This window comes from Rhodococcus sp. UYP9 (assembly GCF_040547235.1).
Taxonomy (GTDB): Bacteria; Actinomycetota; Actinomycetes; order Mycobacteriales; family Mycobacteriaceae; genus Rhodococcoides.
Map to the genome: position 1 here is coordinate 117,248 of NZ_JBEPPH010000003.1, position 17,253 is coordinate 134,500.

At 61.9% G+C, this 17,253-nt stretch carries 18 protein-coding genes; 14 read left to right on the forward strand and 4 right to left on the reverse strand.

Annotated elements, in window-relative coordinates; genetic code table 11:
- Positions 1 to 8 precede the first annotated feature (8 nt).
- On the reverse strand, positions 9 to 767 hold the full coding sequence (dapB, locus tag ABIB36_RS10250; protein WP_084348957.1) for a 4-hydroxy-tetrahydrodipicolinate reductase: 759 nt from the start codon (positions 765 to 767) through the stop codon (positions 9 to 11).
- 156 nt (positions 768 to 923) lie between these two features.
- Between dapB and ABIB36_RS10255 the strand changes: the two genes are divergently transcribed.
- Positions 924 to 1,715, forward strand: coding sequence for an ABC transporter ATP-binding protein (locus tag ABIB36_RS10255; RefSeq protein ID WP_354559591.1), 792 nt, complete (start codon positions 924 to 926; stop codon positions 1,713 to 1,715).
- Here ABIB36_RS10255 and ABIB36_RS10260 read toward each other — a convergent pair.
- Positions 1,696 to 2,808: a zinc-binding dehydrogenase gene (locus tag ABIB36_RS10260; protein WP_084348676.1), complete on the reverse strand. Its 1,113-nt coding sequence runs from the start codon at positions 2,806 to 2,808 to the stop codon at positions 1,696 to 1,698. The two genes, ABIB36_RS10255 and ABIB36_RS10260, sit on opposite strands and share 20 nt — an antisense overlap.
- Before the next feature lie 25 nt (positions 2,809 to 2,833).
- Complete coding sequence (locus ABIB36_RS10265) at positions 2,834 to 5,512, reverse strand: MGH1-like glycoside hydrolase domain-containing protein (protein WP_354559589.1); 2,679 nt, start codon at positions 5,510 to 5,512, stop codon at positions 2,834 to 2,836.
- A 104-nt stretch (positions 5,513 to 5,616) separates the two neighbouring features.
- On the opposite strand from ABIB36_RS10265, the gene ABIB36_RS10270 reads away from it, so the two are divergent.
- Positions 5,617 to 6,162: a dihydrofolate reductase family protein gene (locus tag ABIB36_RS10270; RefSeq protein WP_084348674.1), complete on the forward strand. Its 546-nt coding sequence runs from the start codon at positions 5,617 to 5,619 to the stop codon at positions 6,160 to 6,162.
- Between the two features lie 3 nt (positions 6,163 to 6,165).
- Here ABIB36_RS10270 and ABIB36_RS10275 read toward each other — a convergent pair whose 3' ends face one another.
- Positions 6,166 to 6,351, reverse strand: a complete 186-nt coding sequence (locus ABIB36_RS10275; protein WP_084348673.1) for a hypothetical protein — start codon at positions 6,349 to 6,351, stop codon at positions 6,166 to 6,168.
- Between the two features lie 157 nt (positions 6,352 to 6,508).
- Here ABIB36_RS10275 and ABIB36_RS10280 point away from each other — a divergent pair, with 157 nt between their 5' ends.
- The 12 genes from ABIB36_RS10280 (at position 6,509) to nuoK (ending at position 17,252) form a co-directional block, all read left to right on the forward strand.
- The gene (locus ABIB36_RS10280) at positions 6,509 to 6,928 is read left to right on the forward strand and encodes a response regulator (RefSeq protein ID WP_084348672.1); all 420 of its coding nucleotides are present in this window, start codon (positions 6,509 to 6,511) and stop codon (positions 6,926 to 6,928) included.
- 124 nt (positions 6,929 to 7,052) lie between these two features.
- A complete protein-coding gene (locus tag ABIB36_RS10285) occupies positions 7,053 to 7,412 on the forward strand; it encodes an NADH-quinone oxidoreductase subunit A (protein WP_084348671.1) in 360 nt (119 codons plus the stop codon).
- A gap of 61 nt (positions 7,413 to 7,473) precedes the next feature.
- A complete protein-coding gene (locus ABIB36_RS10290; RefSeq protein WP_084348670.1) occupies positions 7,474 to 8,028 on the forward strand; it encodes a NuoB/complex I 20 kDa subunit family protein in 555 nt (184 codons plus the stop codon).
- 17 nt (positions 8,029 to 8,045) lie between these two features.
- A complete protein-coding gene (locus ABIB36_RS10295) occupies positions 8,046 to 8,678 on the forward strand; it encodes an NADH-quinone oxidoreductase subunit C (RefSeq protein ID WP_256895951.1) in 633 nt (210 codons plus the stop codon).
- Positions 8,678 to 9,979: an NADH dehydrogenase (quinone) subunit D gene (gene nuoD / locus ABIB36_RS10300; protein ID WP_084348668.1), complete on the forward strand. Its 1,302-nt coding sequence runs from the start codon at positions 8,678 to 8,680 to the stop codon at positions 9,977 to 9,979. Before ABIB36_RS10295 ends, nuoD begins: the two co-directional genes overlap by 1 nt.
- Entirely contained in the window at positions 9,976 to 10,803 is an 828-nt protein-coding gene (gene nuoE, locus ABIB36_RS10305) for an NADH-quinone oxidoreductase subunit NuoE (RefSeq protein WP_084348667.1), read from the forward strand. Before nuoD ends, nuoE begins: the two co-directional genes overlap by 4 nt.
- A gap of 1 nt (position 10,804) precedes the next feature.
- The gene (gene nuoF, locus ABIB36_RS10310; protein WP_354559586.1) at positions 10,805 to 12,103 is read left to right on the forward strand and encodes an NADH-quinone oxidoreductase subunit NuoF; all 1,299 of its coding nucleotides are present in this window, start codon (positions 10,805 to 10,807) and stop codon (positions 12,101 to 12,103) included.
- Positions 12,100 to 14,490 carry an NADH-quinone oxidoreductase subunit G gene (locus tag ABIB36_RS10315; RefSeq protein ID WP_354559584.1) on the forward strand — a complete coding sequence of 797 codons (2,391 nt, stop codon included), beginning with the start codon at positions 12,100 to 12,102 and terminating at the stop codon, positions 14,488 to 14,490. The genes nuoF and ABIB36_RS10315 overlap by 4 nt, the downstream gene beginning before the upstream one ends.
- Entirely contained in the window at positions 14,491 to 15,744 is a 1,254-nt protein-coding gene (nuoH, locus tag ABIB36_RS10320; protein WP_354559582.1) for an NADH-quinone oxidoreductase subunit NuoH, read from the forward strand.
- Positions 15,737 to 16,240: an NADH-quinone oxidoreductase subunit NuoI gene (gene nuoI, locus ABIB36_RS10325; RefSeq protein ID WP_084348663.1), complete on the forward strand. Its 504-nt coding sequence runs from the start codon at positions 15,737 to 15,739 to the stop codon at positions 16,238 to 16,240. Before nuoH ends, nuoI begins: the two co-directional genes overlap by 8 nt.
- Positions 16,237 to 16,956: an NADH-quinone oxidoreductase subunit J gene (locus ABIB36_RS10330; protein ID WP_084348662.1), complete on the forward strand. Its 720-nt coding sequence runs from the start codon at positions 16,237 to 16,239 to the stop codon at positions 16,954 to 16,956. The genes nuoI and ABIB36_RS10330 overlap by 4 nt, the downstream gene beginning before the upstream one ends.
- Positions 16,953 to 17,252 (forward strand): NADH-quinone oxidoreductase subunit NuoK, encoded by a 300-nt coding sequence (gene nuoK / locus ABIB36_RS10335; RefSeq protein ID WP_084348661.1) that lies wholly within the window; start codon positions 16,953 to 16,955, stop codon positions 17,250 to 17,252. The genes ABIB36_RS10330 and nuoK overlap by 4 nt, the downstream gene beginning before the upstream one ends.
- Position 17,253 lies beyond the last annotated feature (1 nt).

Consider the following 17,253-nt stretch of genomic DNA (forward strand, 5'->3'; position numbering starts at 1 on the left):
CAACCTCGCTACAGATCCAAGAAGGGGTCGAGTCCGACCGTCAACCCGGGTCGTCCGGAAATTTCACGCACACCGAGTAGAACCCCGGGCGCGAAGGACGAGCGATCCATCGAGTCGTGCCGGATGGTGAGCGTCTCCCCCTGCGTTCCCAGCAGAACTTCCTGGTGGGCAATCAGTCCGGCGAGCCGAACGGAGTGGATGCGAACGCCGTCGACTTCAGCGCCTCGGGCACCGTCCAACTCCGTGGTCGTGGCATCCGGACTCGGGCCTACGCCGGCCTTCTTCCTGGCGTCGGCGATGACCTGGGCCGTGCGGTACGCGGTACCGGACGGCGCGTCGGCCTTGTTCGGGTGATGTAGTTCGATTACCTCGACCGACTCGAAGAATCGTGCGGCTTGCTCGGCGAAGCGCATCGTCAGTACGGCGCCGATAGCGAAGTTCGGCGCGATCAGGACACCGGTCCGGGGCGAGTTCGCCAGCCATGACCGGACGGTGTCGAGGCGTCCCTCGTCGAAGCCCGTAGTTCCGACGACGGCATGAATACCGTTCTTCACGAGGAACTTCAGGTTGTCCATCACCACGTCCGGATGCGTGAAGTCGACGACGACCTCGGTGGCTGCGTCGACGAAGGTCGAAATCGGGTCGCCGTGATCGACCGTGGCAACCAATTCGAGCCCGTCTGCAGCCGTGACGGCGTCACAGATGGCTTGCCCCACCTTGCCGCGGGCCCCGAGGACGCCGACTCGAATAGGCGCTTGTGCACTCACGACTGTTTCCACTCTCTTTCGCTGACACTGCTTTCGCTGACACTGACGGCTTCGGCAAGCCTACTGACTTGCGAGGTACCCGTACTACGCCGGTTGCAGATCGGTAGTCGTCGGGCAGGCCGCAAACCGGACTCGGTGTCAAGATACTGTCGACCGGTGAATACGGAAAGTGTCGTGCGCGCCCACAACGTCGACCTGGTCAGAGGCGGACGGCATCTACTGCGCGGCGCATCGGTGCGGGTCGAGCAGGGGCAGCACTGGGTGCTGCTCGGTGCCAACGGAGCAGGTAAGAGCACGTTGCTGAGCATGCTCGGCGCGTCAGTGCACCCCACTCGGGGCACCGTCCATGTCCTCGGTCACCAACTCGGCCGTGTCGACATGCGCGAGCTGCGCACCTATATCGGCCACGTCGATCCTCGACTGCGTATCGAGGCCCCATTGACGCTGTTCGAGACTGTCCTCACCGGGCTCACCAACACCCCCGATCTGATTCCGCGATGGTCGGCCACTTCCGAGCAGAAAGACCGGGCCCGCTCGCTCATCGCCTCCCTCGGTATCGAGGATCGCAGCGACTCGTCTTGGCGCACACTTTCGCAGGGCGAACGTGGCCGCGCGCTGATCGCGCGAGCGCTCCTGTCCAACCCTGCGCTTCTGCTTCTGGACGAACCCGCGACCGGACTCGATCTCGCTGCTCGCGAACAGCTTCTCTCCGCACTCGACAATCTCCGCGCACAGCACGAATCATTGTCGAGCATCCTCGTGACGCATCATCTGGAGGAAATTCCCAAGTCCACGACGCATGCCGTGCTCATCCGCGACGGCCACATCATGGTCGACGGCCTCGTCGAAAACGTACTGACGACCGAGAACATCAGCGCATGCTTCGACCATCCCATCGAAATCGGACGCAGCAACGGCCGCTGGGTCGCTACTGCTCGTCGAAGGTGATGACCTGACGGATGGCTCTGCCGTCGGCGAGTTCGTCCATGCCGTAGTTGATGTCCTCGAGCCGGATTCGCGAGGAGATCAGCTTCTCGACAGGTAGCCTGCCCTCACGCCAGAGCTGCGCATACTTTGGAATGTCACGCTCGGGCACTGCAGAACCGAGATAGCTGCCGATGATCGTGCGCGCTTCGGCGACGAGTCCGAGAGGCGATATCGAGGATCTGGCGTCGGGAGCGGGAAGGCCGACGGTGACGGTCCTACCGCCGGGTGCCGTCGCCGCGACGGCCGCTTCGAAGGCGCGCGCGTTTCCTGCAGCCTCGATCACGATGTCTGCTTTGATACCCAGCTCATGAAGCTCGGCAGGCGAATACGTCCGAGTCGCACCGAGTTCGCGAGCGGTTGCCAGCTTCTCAGCCACTGCATCGACGCCGATGACCTCACCGGCGCCCACGGATACAGCCGTCAGTACAGCGGCCATTCCGACGCCACCGAGACCGACCACCATGATGGACTGGCCAGGTTTGGGCGCACCGGCGTTGAGAACTGCGCCACCGCCGGTCAAGACTGCACATCCGAGCACCGCCGCGATGTCGGCCGGAATATCGTCGTCGACGGCTACAACCGATTTCCGGCTCACTACCGCGTGTGTTGCGAATCCGGAGACCCCGAGGTGATGTTTGATTTCCTGGCCCGCGCGCGCCAATTTGCCACCGCCACCGAGTAGTTCACCGGCATTGTTCGCCGCACTGCCTGGCACGCAAGGCATCTGTCCGTCGGTCCGGCAGCCGGCACATTCTCCGCATCGAGGTAAGAAGGTCATCACCACGCGGGTGCCGAGTGCGATGTCCTCGACCCCGGACCCGAACGCCTCGACGCGACCGGCTGCCTCGTGTCCGAGCAACATCGGAACTGGTCGTACGCGATTGCCGTCGACCACGGACAGATCGGAATGACACAGGCCGGCCGCCTCGATTCGGACGAGCAATTCGCCCTCGCCGGGCGGATCGAGATCGAGTTCCGAGATCGTGATCGGCCGAGATTGGGCGAACGGCCGAGACCGTCCGATTTCCTCGAGCACTGCGCCGCGAATCTTCATTTCCCCACTCTAGGACGCGCTGCCACTACAACGGCAGACGCGGCCTCAGCAGATGCGCCACCAGTCCCGTCCATCCGGTTTGGTGGGATGCTCCCAGGCCTTCCCCGGTGTCACCGTCGAAATACTCGTTGAAGGTGGGGTGCACGCTCCACAACGGGTCCTCGCTCGCCTCGATTCGCGCGCCATCCGCGGGACGCTTGCCGTTCACGGGCCGAAACAGCGACGCCAACCCGCTGTCGATCAAATCTGCTGCCTGCGTCAAGGTGCGGTGATTGCCGGACCCGGTGGGAATCTCGATGGTGAACGATTCGCCGTAGTGACGTCCGTATGCGCGCAACTTATCGGCCAACAACACGTTGACCGGGAACCAGATCGGGCCACGCCAGTTCGAGTTGCCACCGAACATGCCGGTGCGTGATTCGCCGGGTTCGTACTCGATGGACAGACTGCGGCCGTCGACATCGAACGTGACACCGTCCCGGTACGACGCCGACAGCGACCTGATTCCGTACTGCGACAGGAACTCTTCCGAATCGAACATCCTGGCCAGCACACGCTTGAGTCGTTCCGGTTCGACGAGGGTCAGCAGCACTCGAATTTCGTCGCCGTCCTTCCGCGCAAGCAGCGGACTGACCATGTCAGGTCGACGATGCTGCACCCACCGCAGCCGAGCGGTCAGATCAGGGCATTCCTTCTCGACCCACGACGGAATCTCGGTAGCACCGAGAATCGGGAGCAGGCCGACCATCGAACGTACCCGCATCGGTACCGCGTCGCCCTCTGGCGGAACGAGAACGTCGTAGAAGAACCCGTCCTCTTCGTGCCATAGTGAAATATGTTGCGATCCAAATGATTTGACAGCTTTCGCGATCGACAGAAAGTGCGAGAAGAACTTCGTCGCGACGTCGTCCCAGGCATTGTCGTGACGCGCGAGCTCGAGCGAAATCTTGAACATCTGTTGGCAGTAGAACGCCATCCAACTCGTGGCGTCGGATTGTTCGAGCCGAAATCCAGGAGGCAAGGGCGCAGAGCGGTTGAACAAGCCGATATTGTCCATTCCGAGGAAGCCACCCTCGAAGATGTTCGAACCCGCCGAGTCCTTTCGATTCACCCACCACGAGAAATTCAACAGCAGCTTGGTGAATACACGCACCAGAAATTCTCGGTCGCGGTAGCCGTCGATGCGGTAGACGTGCCACGCCGCCCACGCATGGACAGGTGGATTGACGTCACCGAACTCCCACTCGTAAGCGGGAAGCTGACCGTTGGGATGCATCGCCCACTCCCGGCACATCAACACCAGCTGCTCTTTCGCGAAATCCGGATCGACGTGTGCGAGCGGAATGGTATGAAATGCCAAGTCCCAAGCGGCAAACCACGGATACTCCCATTCGTCGGGCATCGAGATCACGTCCGCGAGAGCTAGATGACGCCAGTGGGTGTTGCGCGCCGTCGCATCGAGCCGTGACGACGGTGCGGGCTCCCCCACCGGGTCGCCTTCGAGCCATTGCTCGACGTCGTAACGGTAGAGCTGTTTCGTCCACAACAGCCCCGCGTACGCACGCCGAGCAATATGGCGATCGTTCTCGTCCAGATCGGACCCGATCACGACGCCATAGAAGTCGTCGGCTTCCGAACGTCGGTCGGCGACAATGGCGTCGAATCCACGTCCGAAGGTCTGCGCGTCCGGCTCGTTGTGGGACAGTCGCAGCTTGACCTCGACGGTAGCGCCGGGTGCGATGTCGTCGAATCGAAACCAGAACGCCGACTTCGTACCCGTCCGTTCAGGATTTACCGCGCCGGTGTCTCCCTCGACGACGCGTCGGCCGATTCCGTCCTTGCAATACGCGCTGACATTCTCCTGACCCCAGAGCTGCGCCGAGTTCGTTTCGTTGTCGCAGAAGAGGACCTCGGGTTCTCCTTCGGCGCTCAGATAGTACTTTCCGAGAAAGCCATGTTCGGCCGCTATTGCGCGCACTCGACCGGACTGCAATTCGAGAGCAGTCATTTCCGAAAGGGAGCCGCCACGGTCGTCGCGACCCCACGCCCAGGTGTTGCGCAACCAGAGATGCGGCAGCAGATCCACCGACGCGGCCTCTGGGCCATGATTGGTGATCGAGATGACGATGGCGATGTCGTCCGGGGCGGCCTTGGCGTAGGTGACCTGCACGTCGAAGAATCGGTTCTCGTCGAGAATTCCGGTATCGGAGAGTTCGTACTCCCGCTCGTCTCGTCCTCGTTGCGCGTTCTCCTCACGAAGCTGCCGATACGGGTACTCGGCGTGCGGATAGCGGTAGAGCCATTGCATCCAGCTGTGGCTGGGTGTGCCGTCGACGACCCACCAGTACTCCTTGACGTCCTCGCCGTGGTTGCCTTCACCGTTGGTGAGACCGAAGAGTCGTTCCTTGAGGACGGGGTCCTTGCGATTCCACAGCGCGAAAGCGAAGTTGAGAAACCCGAAACGATCGCAGATGCCACCCAATCCGTCTTCTCCCCACCGATAGGCCCGTGCATGCGCCTGGTCGAAGGGAAAGGACTGCCAGGCGTCCCCATCGGTCGAGTAGTCCTCACGGACCGTGCCCCACTGGCGGCCGGCAAGATAAGGACCCCACTGACGCCATGGCCCGGACACACCGGGCGACTCGGCGAGCCGCGAATGCTCTGCGGTCCTCGGCTTGGGCGGTGGTTCGGTGGCATCGGTCACGGCACCAGTCTGCTACCTCGAAGTCACGCTCGCGCACCGATGAGTTTCACCGAGCCCACAGGTCGAACGAGAAGAGCCCGGACAACCACGAAAAGAGAGCACCCATGCGCATGCTGACAGCAGGTCTGTTTCATTCTGTCGACGGAGTGGTCGAGTCCCCCGATCAATGGCAGTTCGATAGTTTCGACGAAGAAATGGGAGGTTTGCTGGGGGCGATGATCGAACGAGTGGACACCGTGATTCTCGGACGAGTCGGCTACGAGCAGTGGTCGGGTTCTTGGCCGACCGCAGGGGACGAGGACGGCTTCGGAGGCTTCATCAACTCGGTCCCCAAGCATGTCGCTTCCAGGACGCTCACCGGTCCGCTCGACTGGAAGAATGCCTCACTCATCGACGGGGATCTCGATGACTTCGTGCGCGATCTGAAGGCATCGGAAGGAGGAGAGATCGCCGTGGTCGGCGGCATTTCGATCGTGCGCCACCTGTTCTTCGCTGGACTCCTCGACTCCCTGACGTTGATGACGCACCCCGTGATCGCCGGTTCGGGTCGAAAGATGTTCGAACCCGGTGACCCGCTCACCAAGCTCGAGTTGCGGAGCTTGCGCAGGACATCCAAGGGCAACGCGATTCTGGAGTATGCGAGAGCCTGATCCTCAGGCCCGACAGACTCTCAGCAGTGCAGCGACATCCGTGCGATCGAGGCCCTTGGGGGGTGGATCCTGCAGGAGAATCTCTCGCAATCGGGCCATGAAGCTCTGCCGACTCACACCGAACTCGGTCAGCACGTCCTCGGTCGGACCGAAGACGTGCGGAGATTGTGGAACGTGCTGATCCTGCATCGAAGTTCCTTTCGGCCGCCTGTCGCTCAGTGGCGACTCTGTTCGACGGTCTATCCCTCGACAAGCGAGGAACGTTACACTTCCATCCCAAGTGGAACGCTGTCGGAACCGTGAATCGCCCACGGCTCCTGCGTGCCCGGTCGTAGCATCAGATCCCGTGACCCCTGCTCTCCGCATTCTCGTGTACAGCAGCAACTCCGACACGCGCACGTATGTGACGACGGCTATCGGCACACACCCGAAAGCGACGCTCGGAGCCTTCGACTATCTCGAAGTCGCATCGGCCCCGATGGTGATCCACTATCTGGACGCCGGGGGCATCGACCTCGCCATCCTCGACGGGGAGTCAGCGCCGGCCGGGGGAATGGGAGTGGCGAAGCAACTGCGGGACGAGCTCGCGCACTGTCCACCGTTGGTGGTTCTGACCGGCCGACCGGACGACAGATGGTTGGCAGATTGGTCCGGTGCCGACGCCGCAGTGTCACATCCACTGGACCCGTTCGTCTTGACGGAAACGGTCGTGAAACTACTCGAAAACCTACCGAAAGTGCCACCGTCCCAAACTTTTCCCGCGTAGTGGACCCGACACCCTTTCCGCACAGTCCGAAACCGAGACACGTCGGGGCATCACACCGGTAGGCTGTGTTTCAGCTCACATTCCTACAGGCTGCCCACAAGGCATGCACGGAGGCGCGAACAGCATGAACGAGTACATTCCCATCCTTGTCCTCGGCGCTGTCGCCGTCGCCTTCGCTCTCGTCTCCGTCGTCATCGCCGCGGTAGTCGGCCCGAAGCGGTACAACAGGGCGAAGATGGATGCCTACGAATGCGGTATCGAGCCGACAGCGCAACCGATGGGCGCAGGTCGCTACCCCGTCAAGTTCTATCTGACAGCAATGCTGTTCATCATTTTCGACATCGAAATCGTCTTTCTCTATCCCTGGGCCGTGCATTTCGACGCACTCGGCGTATTCGGGCTTGCCGCAATGGGACTGTTCGTCGTCAGCGCTGCAGTCGCCTACGCCTACGAATGGCGTCGCGGCGGGCTCAGCTGGGATTAGGTTCGCCACTTTCAGAAACGTTTCGCCACTTTCAGAAACCTTTGGATCGGAAGGGTCAGATATGGGTCTCGAAGAGAAGCTACCGAGTGGCTTCCTGCTGAGTACGGTCGAAGGCCTCGCCGGATACGTCAGGAAAGGCTCACTCTGGCCCGCGACATTCGGTCTCGCCTGCTGCGCAATCGAAATGATGGCCACCAGTTCCGGCCGATTCGATATCGCCCGATTCGGTATGGAGGCATTTCGTGCCTCCCCGCGGCAGGCAGACCTGATGATCGTCGCCGGCCGCGTCAGCCAGAAGATGGCGCCCGTGCTGCGGCAGATCTACGATCAGATGGCTGAGCCGAAATGGGTTCTGGCCATGGGAGTATGCGCGTCCTCGGGCGGGATGTTCAACAACTACGCGATCGTCCAAGGCGTCGACCATGTGGTGCCGGTGGACATCTACCTGCCCGGGTGCCCACCCAGACCGGAAATGTTGCTCGATGCAATCCTCGAACTGCACAAGAAAATACAGGAGATGCCGCTCGGGGTGAACCGCGAAACGGTCGCCCGCGCAGCGGAAGCCGCCGCATTGGCGTCGACACCTACTTTCGAACTCAAGGGGTTGCTGCGGTGACGTCCGATCGACGTGGAATGTTCGGGGCGAAGGGTACCGGTGACACATCCGGGTATGGGAGGTTGGTGCCGCCTACGCTGCTGCGGGAGAGCACATCCCGTCCCTACGGCGGGTATTTCGATGCGATTGCCGATGAATTGGAGCGCGCACTCCCCCGGCTGGACACGACGTTCGACGAAGCAGTGGAAGCGGTCGTGGTCTTCCGCGGCCAGCTCACCCTGCACATTCGACGCGAACACCTTCTCGCGGTGGCGACCACCCTTCGGAACGAGCCGGAACTTCGATTCGAACTGTGCCTGGGCGTCAGTGGCGTCCACTATCCCCAGCAGGTCGACCGAGAACTGCACGCGGTATTTCCGCTGATGTCGATAACCCACAATCGTCGAATTCGACTCGAAGTAACGGTCTCGGATGTCGATCCGCACCTGCCGTCGCTGGTCGAGATCTATCCGACCGACGACTGGCACGAACGCGAAACCTACGACTTCTTCGGAATCGAATTCGACGGTCACCCTTCGTTGACTCGAATTCAGATGCCCGACGACTGGGAAGGCCATCCGCAACGCAAGGACTATCCACTCGGAGGAATCCCGGTCGAGTACAAGGGTGCGAACATTCCTCCGCCGGACCAACGACGGGGGTACAAGTGATGAGCGAACGATCGTTGACCGTCTCTGGGCAGGACTGGGACGACATAGTCGCTGCTGCAGCAGAATCGGCCGCAGGCGCCTCCGAGGAACGCATCGTCGTCAACATGGGGCCACAGCACCCCTCGACGCACGGGGTGCTTCGCTTGATTCTCGAGATCGAAGCCGAAACCGTGACCGAAGCGCGATGCGGAATCGGCTACCTGCACACCGGAATCGAAAAGAATCTCGAATTTCGAAATTGGACGCAGGGCGTCACCTTCGTGACCAGGATGGACTATTTGTCCCCCTTCTTCAACGAAACTGCGTACTGTCTCGGTGTCGAAAAGCTTCTCGATATCACCGAGGAAATACCCGAACGTGCGACCGTCGTCCGGGTTCTGTTGATGGAACTCAATCGCATCTCTTCTCACCTCGTCGCTCTGGCCACGGGCGGAATGGAATTGGGTGCAGTTACGGCGATGCTGTTCGGGTTTCGTGAGCGCGAGTTGATTCTCGACGTATTCGAGATGATCACCGGATTGCGGATGAACCACGCGTTCATTCGACCCGGTGGACTCGCCCAGGATCTACCCGAAGACGCGGTGGCGAAAGTGCGAGAGTTGCTGAAAACTCTGCCTGTTCGCCTCCGTGACATGTCGAATCTGCTCAACGAGAATTCGATCTGGAAGGCCAGGACCAAAGGGATCGGTTATCTCGACCTGACGGGCTGTATGGCTCTCGGAATCACCGGTCCGATGCTTCGCTCCACCGGCCTCCCTCATGACCTCCGCGTCTCCGAACCCTATTGCGGATATGAGAACTACGAATTCGAGGTGTGCACGGACACCGGTTGCGATGCCTACGGTCGATACCTCGTGCGTATCGACGAGATGAAGGAATCGCTCAAGATTGCCGAACAGTGCCTCGACCGGCTTCGACCAGGGCCGATCATGGTGGATGACAAGAAAATAGCGTGGCCTGCCGATCTTTCCGTCGGACCGGACGGCCTAGGCAATTCTGCCGAACACGTCCGCGAGATCATGGATACCTCGATGGAATCGTTGATCCACCATTTCAAACTCGTCACCGAGGGCTTTCGGGTCCCACCGGGTCAGGTGTATGTCGCAGTCGAATCGCCGCGCGGTGAGCTCGGCGTCCACATGGTCAGCGACGGTGGTACGAGACCGTTTCGGGTGCACTACCGAGATCCGTCCTTCACCAACCTGCAAGCGGTTGCAGCCACCTGCGAGGGCGGCATGGTCGCCGATGTCATCGCTGCTGTGGCAAGTATCGACCCGGTGATGGGGGGTGTGGACCGATGAGCGAACCCGTCTACGTGCAACTGACCACCCGCGCGGCCCAGTACCCACCGGACACAGCGGCTCGGTTGTCGCTGGATGCGGACAGGATCGTCGCGAGGTACACCCCGCCCGGGGATGTCGACCCGGAGATGGCCCGGTCGGCACTTCTTCCGCTTCTGCATCTGGTCCAGGCCGAGGACGGGTACGTCACTCCGACGGGTATCGAGTTCTGCGCACATCGGCTTGGCCTGACCGGCGCCGAAGTCACCGCAGTAGCGACTTTCTACTCCATGTATCGGCGCGAACCGACCGGTGACTATCTGGTGGGAGTGTGTACCAACACGTTGTGCGCGGTGATGGGCGGCGATGCCATCCTCGAAGCTCTGGAGGACCACCCCGGAGGCGTCGACGACCCCATCACGTTGACTCACATAGAATGCAACGCTGCCTGCGACTACGCACCGGTAGTGATGGTCAACTGGGAATTCTTCGACAATCAGACTCCCGAATCTGCGCGCACCCTTCTCGACGACTTGCGTTCGGGCCGCGAGGTCGTTCCGAGCCGAGGTGCATCGCTCTGCACGTTCCGGGAGACCGAGCGAATCCTTGCGGGTTTTCCCGACGAACGCCCCGGTGCAGTAGAGGCCGGTGGTACTGCGGGCGGCCCGACCCTCGCCGGCCTGCGGGTCGCACGCGCACTGTCGATGACCGCCCCTACGGCGCACGAACCCTCGGACGAGGGTGCGGCGCCCCTCGGGTCGACGGATGCTGCCGCAGCGGAAACGACCAAGAACAAGCCCGCGCCTGCACCTGGCGAATCAGTACCTCCCGAGAAGGGAAAGTGACGTGCCTCTCACTCCGGTTCTGAGCGACTACTGGGACGATCCGCAATCGTGGACCCTGGAAACTTATCTGCGCCACGGCGGCTACGAGGGTCTGCGTAGAGCGCTGTCGATGCCCGAGGACGACGTCATCGCCACGGTCAAGGATTCCGGTCTTCGAGGTCGCGGCGGTGCAGGCTTTCCGACGGGAATGAAGTGGAGTTTCATACCGCAGGAGGACGGTAAGGCGCACTACCTGGTGGTCAACGCGGACGAGTCGGAGCCCGGGACTTGTAAGGACATGCCGCTGCTCTTGGCGACCCCGCAGGTGTTGCTCGAGGGAATCGTCATCGCTTCCTACGCAATTCGGGCGCATCGTGCGTACATCTACGTTCGCGGCGAGGTGGTTCCGGTACTGCGGAGACTGCATGCCGCCGTTGCCGAGGCCTACGCGGCGGGATATCTGGGACGCGACATCTTGGGAAGCGGTTTCGATCTCGAGGTGATCGTGCACGCCGGCGCCGGCGCCTATATCTGCGGCGAGGAGACTGCTCAATTGGATTCGCTCGAAGGCAAACGCGGGCAGCCGCGCCTCCGACCACCGTTTCCTGCCGTCGCCGGTCTCTACGCGCGTCCGACTGTGGTGAACAACGTCGAGTCGATCGCCAGCGTTCCCGCCGTCCTACGCAACGGCGTCGACTGGTTTAGGTCGATGGGGACCGAAAAGTCGCCGGGTTTCACCCTGTACTCGTTGTCGGGCCACGTCACCCAACCCGGCCAGTACGAGGCTCCGCTCGGAATCACCTTGCGCGAGTTGCTCGGTTACGCGGGCGGAGTCCGCGCGGGGCACACGCTGAAGTTCTGGACACCGGGTGGGTCCTCGACACCGATATTCACCGACGAACACCTCGACGTCGCCTTGGACTACGAAGGTGTGGGCGCCGCCGGTTCGATGCTCGGAACCAAAGCGCTGCAGATCTTCGACGAAACCACCTGTGTGGTCCGCGCGGTGAGACGATGGACGGAGTTCTATGCGCACGAGTCCTGCGGCAAGTGCACGCCATGCAGGGAGGGCACCTACTGGCTGGTCGGGATCTACGCGCGGCTCGAGACCGGGCAGGGCACACTCGCCGACCTCGACACCCTGCTCGACGTCTCCGACAGCATCCTCGGCAAGGCGTTCTGCGCGCTCGGCGACGGCGCAGTCAGTCCGATCACGTCCTCGCTGAAGTACTTTCGCGACGAATACCTCGAACACCTGGGTAAGCCGTGCCCGTTCGAGCCACATCGTTCGACCCTGATGGCGGGAGCGCTCACCTCATGACCACCGCAACGGAGACTGTGACGGTCAGCATCGACGGTATCGAGGTCCGTGTGCCTGCAGGCACGTTGGTCATTCGAGCTGCTGAACTGAGCGGAATCCAGATCCCCCGATTTTGCGATCACCCGCTGCTCGAGCCGGTAGGCGCGTGCCGTCAGTGTCTCGTCGAGGTGGAAGGTCAACGTAAGTTGCTCACCTCGTGCACCACCACGGTGACCGAGGGCATGGTGATCCATACCCAGCAGAGCTCTCCCGTAGCAGCCAAGGCGCAGCGAGGTGTCATGGAGCTACTGCTCATCAACCACCCGCTCGATTGCCCGGTCTGCGACAAGGGCGGTGAGTGTCCGCTACAGAACCAGGCGATGTCCGCCGGCCGTTCCGAGTCCAGATTCATCGAGGTCAAACGCACTTTCCAGAAGCCGATACCGCTGTCCTCGCAAGTGCTGCTCGATCGTGAACGGTGTGTGCTGTGCGCACGGTGTACTCGCTTCTCTCAGCAGATAGCCGGGGACCCCTTCATCGAGTTACTCGAGCGCGGCGCGCTGGAACAGGTCGGAATCTACGAGAACGAACCGTTCGAATCCTATTTTTCGGGCAACACCGTTCAGGTGTGTCCCGTCGGTGCGCTCACCGGCGCTGCATATCGCTTCCGAGCACGCCCCTACGACCTGGTCTCCACGCCCAGCACCTGCGAGCATTGCGCGAGCGGGTGCGCCCAGCGCACCGACCACCGTCGCGGAAAAGTGCTGCGCCGCTTGGCCGGTGACGATCCGGCAGTGAACGAGGAATGGAACTGCGACAAGGGCCGCTGGGCATTCGCGTACGCAACCGAACGCGACCGACTCACCACTCCCCTGGTTCGAGATATCAACGGCGCGTTGGAACCGGCGTCGTGGTCGGAGGCTCTGGCAGTGGCTGCTCGTGGCCTGGCCACGGCCGGACGTGACGTAGGAGTTCTCGTCGGCGGTAGGGTGACCCACGAAGACGCGTACTCGTACTCGAAGTTCACTCGAATCGTGCTGGAGAACAACAACATCGATTTCCGAGCGCGGGCCCATTCGGTGGAGGAAAGCGAATTCCTTGCAGCATGCGTCGCCGGGCGGTCGTTGGCGGTGACGTACGAGGATCTCGAGCATGCGCCCGCAGTTCTCCTTCTTGCCTTCGAGCCGGAAGAGGAATCGCCGATCGTATTTCTGCGTTTGCGCAAAGCCGTGCGAACCCGTGGCCAACACGTGGTCTCGATCGCGCCGTATGCGTCCGCAGGCGTGAAAAAGCTTGGCGCCCAGCTGTTACAGTGCGTTCCGTCCGACGAGGTCGGAGTACTCGAGGCACTGTCGAACCGCAAAGAGGGCGACCTCTTCCGTCAGGCCGGCGCAGTCGTGATCGTCGGCGAACGACTCGCGAGTACACCCGGCGGACTGTCGGCAGCTCTCCGTTTCGCGGAGTCGACGGGCGCGAAACTGGCCTGGATTCCCCGTCGAGCGGGTGATCGCGGCGCTGTCGAGGCCGGCGCGCTGCCGAATATGTTGCCGGGCGGGCGACCAGTGATCGATCAGGCGGCTCGGGCAGAGATGGCCGACATGTGGGGTGCCAGCGGGCTACCCGCTGCCGTCGGACTCGGCTCGAGCGAGCTACTCGACGCAATATCCACTCGGTCCCTTCGTGCGCTCGTAATCGGCGGCGTCGAACTGGCAGATCTTCCCGACCCTGCCGCAGCTGCCGTAGCGGTCGACAATGCGTCGTTCGTCGTCAGTCTCGAAATTCGAGCCAGCGACGTCACCGAGCGGGCCGATGTCGTATTCCCCGTCGCGACGGTGGCAGAGAAGGCCGGGACATTCCTCGATTGGGAGGGACGGGCACGGCCGTTCGAGGCGGCACTGACCGACGTTCGGGCTCTGCCGGACAGTCGGGTTCTCCATGCTCTGGCCGCCGAAATGGGAATCGACCTCGGCACCCCCGATGTCGCGACCATCAGAGCCGAGATTGCGGCCTTGTCGACGTGGAAGGGTGAGCCGGCGTCGCCGCCGGACCATCATGCCGCTCTCGATGAGCCCCGTATTGCGGGCATCGGCGAAGCGGTCCTGACGACCTGGCGGATGCTCCTCGATTCGGGACGAATGCAGGACGGGGAACCGCACCTGGCCGGTACCGCACGTCGACCCGTCGTGCGGCTTTCGGTCGGGACTGCGCGGGAGATTTCGGTCGTCGACGGCGATCTCGTCACAGTCCGATCGAGGAGGGGCACGGTGACACTTCCGTTGACGATCACCGATATGCCCGATCGGGTGGTGTGGGTCCCGATGCGTTCTGCCGGATCCCACGTGTACACCCAGTTGGGATCCGGCACCGGAACCGTCGTGCGTATCGAAGCAGCGAACGAGGTGATGTAGGTGATTCCCGGAATCGGACTCGACCCCTGGTGGCTCGTGATCGCCAAAGCGTTGGCCATCTTCGTCTTCCTCATCCTGACACCGTTGATGGCAATTCTCATCGAACGGAAGGTGATGGCGCGCATGCAGATGCGCGTCGGACCGAACCGGGTCGGACCTGGCGGCATACTGCAGAGTTTGGCCGACGGCGTGAAGTTGGCCCTCAAGGAAGGGATCGTCCCCAAGGGCGTCGACAAACCGATCTACCTGCTGGCGCCGGTCATTGCCGCCGTCCCGGCATTCATGGCATTCGCGGTCATACCGTTCGGCCCCGAAGTCTCGATCTTCGGCCGCACAACACCGCTCCAGCTCACCGACCTACCCGTCGGGGTGCTGTACATCCTGGCTGTCACGTCGGTGGGTGTTTACGGAATCGTGCTGGCCGGATGGTCGTCCGGCTCCACGTACCCTCTCCTCGGCGGACTTCGGTCCACCGCTCAGGTCATTTCGTACGAGATTGCGATGGGGTTGTCTTTCACCGCCGTGTTCCTCCATGCGGGCACCATGTCGACGTCGGGAATCGTGGCAGCACAATCGAACACGTGGTACATCTTCCTGCTGTTCCCATCGTTTCTCATCTATCTGACATCGATGGTCGGCGAAACCAACCGCGCCCCTTTCGATCTTCCCGAAGCCGAAGGTGAGCTGGTGGGCGGCTTCCACACCGAATACTCCTCGCTCAACTTCGCGATGTTCATGCTCGCCGAATACGTCAACATGGTCACTGTGTCGGCTCTCGCGACGACCTTGTTCCTCGGCGGTTGGCATGCACCCTTCCCCCTGAACCTGTGGGACGGCGCGAATTCCGGTTGGTGGCCCGTGCTGTGGTTCACCCTCAAGGTGTGGGGATTCCTGTTCTTGTTCATCTGGCTCCGCGCGACCCTTCCGCGACTTCGATACGACCAGTTCATGAATCTCGGCTGGAAGGTCCTGATTCCGGTGTCCCTGGTATGGATCATGCTCGTCGCGACGGTCCGCGCTTTGCGAATCGAAGGCTACCGATCGTGGACGGTCGCATTGTTCGTCGCAGGCGCAGTAGTTGCCGCCCTCGCCGTCGTCGCTCTTGTGCGGCGGCGGCGACGCAAGCCGTCACCGCCGCCACCGACCGAGGCCGCTGGTCCCCCACCGTTCGATCCGATGGCCGGCGGCTTCCCGGTACCACCGATGCCAGGACAGCATCTTCCGACCGATGACAAGGAGCGAAGCGATGCCTGAATTTCTAGGTCCCGTAGCCGGATTCGGCGTGACGTTTGCGACGATGTTCAAAAAGCCGGTCACCGAGTTCTACCCGGAGGAAAAGGTTCCGACCGCGCGTCGCTACCACGGTCGGCATCAACTCAATCGGTACGCCGACGGGCTCGAGAAGTGCATCGGTTGCGAACTGTGTGCCTGGGCGTGCCCGGCCGATGCGATCTACGTCGAAGGCGCCGACAACACCGAGGAGGAGCGATTCTCTCCTGGTGAGCGGTACGGCCAGGTGTATCAAATCAACTATCTGCGCTGCATCGGATGCGGGTTGTGCATCGAAGCGTGTCCGACGAGGGCATTGACGATGACCAACGAATACGAACTCGCGGACGACAACAGAGCGGATCTGATCTACGAGAAGGACCGCCTGTTGGCACCATTGGAGCCTGGGATGGAACCGGCCCCTCACCCTATGGCCGACAATGCAACGGCCGCGGACTACTACCGCGGCACGATCCAGTGACCACATCGACCGCCGAGGCCGTCCAATTCTGGCTGCTCGGTGGGCTTGCCATTCTCGGGGCACTCGCGATGGTGTGCGCCTCCAAAGCAGTGTATTCGGCTCTTTTTCTGGCCGTGACGATGATCATCCTTGCCATCTTCTATATCGCTCAGGGAGCGCTCTTCCTCGGTGTCGTCCAAATAGTCGTCTACACCGGCGCAGTGATGATGCTGTTCTTGTTCGTCCTGATGCTCGTCGGTGTCGATTCCGCAGACTCGTTGGTCGAAACATTGACCGGGCAGCGCCCTGCCGCCATCGCGGCGGGAATCGGGTTCGGCCTCGTACTGATCGGCGCTATCGGCAACGCATCGGTGGAGTCGGGCAGACCCGATTTTCTCGGACTCGACGAAGCGAATTCGGGTGGCAATGTCGAGGGCCTGGCCGAGCTCATCTTCATCCGCTACCTCTGGGCTTTCGAATTGACCGGCGCACTACTGATCATCGCGACGGTCGGTGCAATGGTGCTGGCCCATCGAGAGCACTTTCACCCCCGCAAGGGCCAACGGGCGTTGTCCGAGCAGCGATTCCGCGACGGCACACACGTCACGCCCATGCCCAGCCCCGGCGTGTATGCCAGGCACAATGCCGTCGATTGGCCGGCTCGGTTGCCGGACGGATCACCGTCGGAGCTCTCGATCAACCCGATGCACCGTGGACACCGAGGTGAGGCGCCATGAATCCGGAGAACTATCTGTACCTCGCCGTGTTGCTCTTCACGATCGGCGCTGCGGGAGTACTGCTTCGGCGCAACGCAATCGTGGTCTTCATGTGTATCGAGTTGATGCTCAACGCTGCCAATCTCGCGTTCGTGACCTTCGCCCGCATGCACGGCAATCTCGACGGTCAGGTGTTCGCGTTCTTCACCATGGTCGTTGCCGCTGCAGAAGTCGTCGTGGGGCTCGCGATCATCATGACGATTTTTCGTACTCGCCGATCTGCCTCTGTCGACGACGCGAATCTGCTGAAGTACTGAT